At 61.1% G+C, this 2,032-nt stretch carries 2 protein-coding genes and 1 pseudogene; all 3 read right to left on the reverse strand.

From position 1 onward, the window contains the following. Positions 1-850: pseudogene (locus I5W_RS22150) on the reverse strand (FAD-dependent oxidoreductase); the annotation flags it as partial. A 193-nt stretch (positions 851-1,043) separates the two neighbouring features. After that, the gene (locus I5W_RS22155) at positions 1,044-1,472 is read right to left on the reverse strand and encodes a hypothetical protein (protein WP_044530864.1); all 429 of its coding nucleotides are present in this window, start codon (positions 1,470-1,472) and stop codon (positions 1,044-1,046) included. A 25-nt stretch (positions 1,473-1,497) separates the two neighbouring features. Then, positions 1,498-1,917: a DNA polymerase III subunit chi gene (locus tag I5W_RS22160; RefSeq protein ID WP_044530865.1), complete on the reverse strand. Its 420-nt coding sequence runs from the start codon at positions 1,915-1,917 to the stop codon at positions 1,498-1,500. Between the last annotated feature and the right edge of the window lie 115 nt (positions 1,918-2,032).

A 2,032-nucleotide genomic window follows, 5' to 3' on the forward strand; every position in this document is an offset into this window, starting at 1 on the left:
GCCCTTGCAGGGTAGAGCAGCAGATCGATACCCAGCGGCTTGACCAGTTGCTGCGAGAAGCTGCCCATGCGACCCACGAAGGTATCGGCCTTGAGCACTTCATGCGGGCCATCGGGGTTGATGATCTCCCGCCGGTCACGCGGGCGGCGGCGCCGGCGCCTTCGGTGATCAAGCGGGTGATGGTGGTGGAATAGCGGAATTCGACGCCGGCTTCCTCGCTCTTCTTGGCCAGGCCCGTGGTGAGCTTGAAGACATCGCCCGATTCATCGGTGGCGGTGAAGTCGCCGCCGACGATCTTGTTGCGGATCGACGCCAGCGCTGGCTCGATGCGCACCACTTCATCGGCGCCGATGGATTCACGCGGGCAACCGAGGTCGCGCATCAACTTGGCGGCCGGCAGGGAGTCCTGGAATTCCTTTTCTTCAGTATAGAAGTGCAGGATGCCGCGGGTCAGGTGGTCGTACTGGATGCCGGTTTCGGCGCGCACGGCTTGCAGGGTCTGGCGGCTGTATTCGCACAGGGCCACGATGTTGCGGATGTTTTCATCGGTGCGGGCGGCGGTGCATTCGCGCAGGAAGGCCAGAGCCCACTTCCATTGCAGCCACTCAGGGCGGAAGCGATAGAGCAGCGGGGCATCTTCCTTGCCCAGCCACTTCAGGACCTTCATCGGGGCAGCCGGATTGGCCCAGGGTTCGGCGTGCGACACCGAGATCTGGCAGCCGTTGGCGAAGCTGGTTTCCTGCGCAGCGCCGGGCTGGCGTTCGATGACGGTGACGTCGTAACCCTGCTTCTTGAGGAACCAGGCGGAAGCGGTTCCGATAATGCCTGCGCCCAATACGATCACTTTCATCTTGCTCTCCCGGTTTTGCATGAACTTGCTGGTGGTTGTTCGAACGTTCGCATCGCTGAAAAGAAATGCGAACAATGCAAGCATTGTAAGAAAAGCGTGATTGCCGATGTAATCAATACTGGGCGAAATTTTTATGAATAAAAAGAGGATTTTCTACTTTTTATTCAAAAGAAAAAGAAAATTCAGCCTTGATTTACTTTTTTGAAGATGCGAAGCGCGCCATCTCTTCGGCCACCGCGCGCTCCACCGTTTCGGCCAGCGCATCGCGCAATCCTTCCTTGACGCGCTGCATCACCATATCGGAAAGATGGTCCAGCGCCAGCGCCATCTGGTCTTGCAGGTGTTGGTGCAGCACGGTATCGACGCGTTCCAGCAGGCTTTGCAGGACGTTTTCGCGGATTTCCTGTTCCCATTGGCGATATTGCTCGGCGGCCGGCGTGACCGCCAGCGGCGTCGGAACGGCGGCCAGGATCGGCGCTGCTGCGGCTGGCGCCTGATAGCTGGCCGCTGCGGGTTGCAGGTGGAAGGCGCCGGGCTGGGCGGGGGCGGCGTAGTCGGGTGCAGCCGGGGCCAGCGGGATGACCTCGGTCAGCAGGGGAATGGAGTGATCGTCTTGATTCATGGCAATACCTGACAGGGGAGCGGGCTCAGGCGGCCACGTGATGCGAGAGGGGGTAGCCGCGTTCCTTGTAGAAGCGATAGCGGTCACGGCCGGCGGCCTTGTCGGCGTCGTCGGCGGAAATGATTTCCAGCAGGCGTTCGAAGCGGGCGAAGTGCGCTGGCGTATCGCTGCCCAGGTTGATGAGGATCTGGTGGTGCGGCAATTCGCTGGCATCGTCGGCCATCAGGATGATGGGCGTCTGCGCGGCCAGCGGGTCGCCGGCCATCACGTGCGGCAGGAAATCCTGCTCGGAAAAGCTCCAGAGCGCCTGGTCCAGTTGCTGCAGTTCGGCGCGGTTGCGCGCGCGCAGCACGATGTTGGCGCCCGCGGAGCGCGCCTTGCGCACCAGGCGGCAGACGTAGGCGATCTTTTGCGGGACGTTGCTGTGGAAGTCGATTCGGGTCATGCCGTCAGTATAGTGGGTCGTGCTGCGGTGTGCCATTGGGAGGGGATAAAGAAAGCCCTTTACCAGGGCAGGCTGTCATCCATCTGAACGTGCATTCTGCCGGCTCTGTTTGAAT

It is taken from the genome of Herbaspirillum sp. B65 (genome assembly GCF_000333555.1).
GTDB lineage: Bacteria > Pseudomonadota > Gammaproteobacteria > Burkholderiales > Burkholderiaceae_D > Herbaspirillum > Herbaspirillum rubrisubalbicans.

Excerpts from the sequence above, each read along its gene's own strand:
- I5W_RS22155 (WP_044530864.1), bottom strand. The coding sequence starts at position 1,472 with ATGAATCAAGACGATCACTCCATTCCCCTGCTGACCGAGGTCATCCCG.
- I5W_RS22160 (WP_044530865.1), bottom strand. The coding sequence starts at position 1,917 with ATGACCCGAATCGACTTCCACAGCAACGTCCCGCAAAAGATCGCCTAC.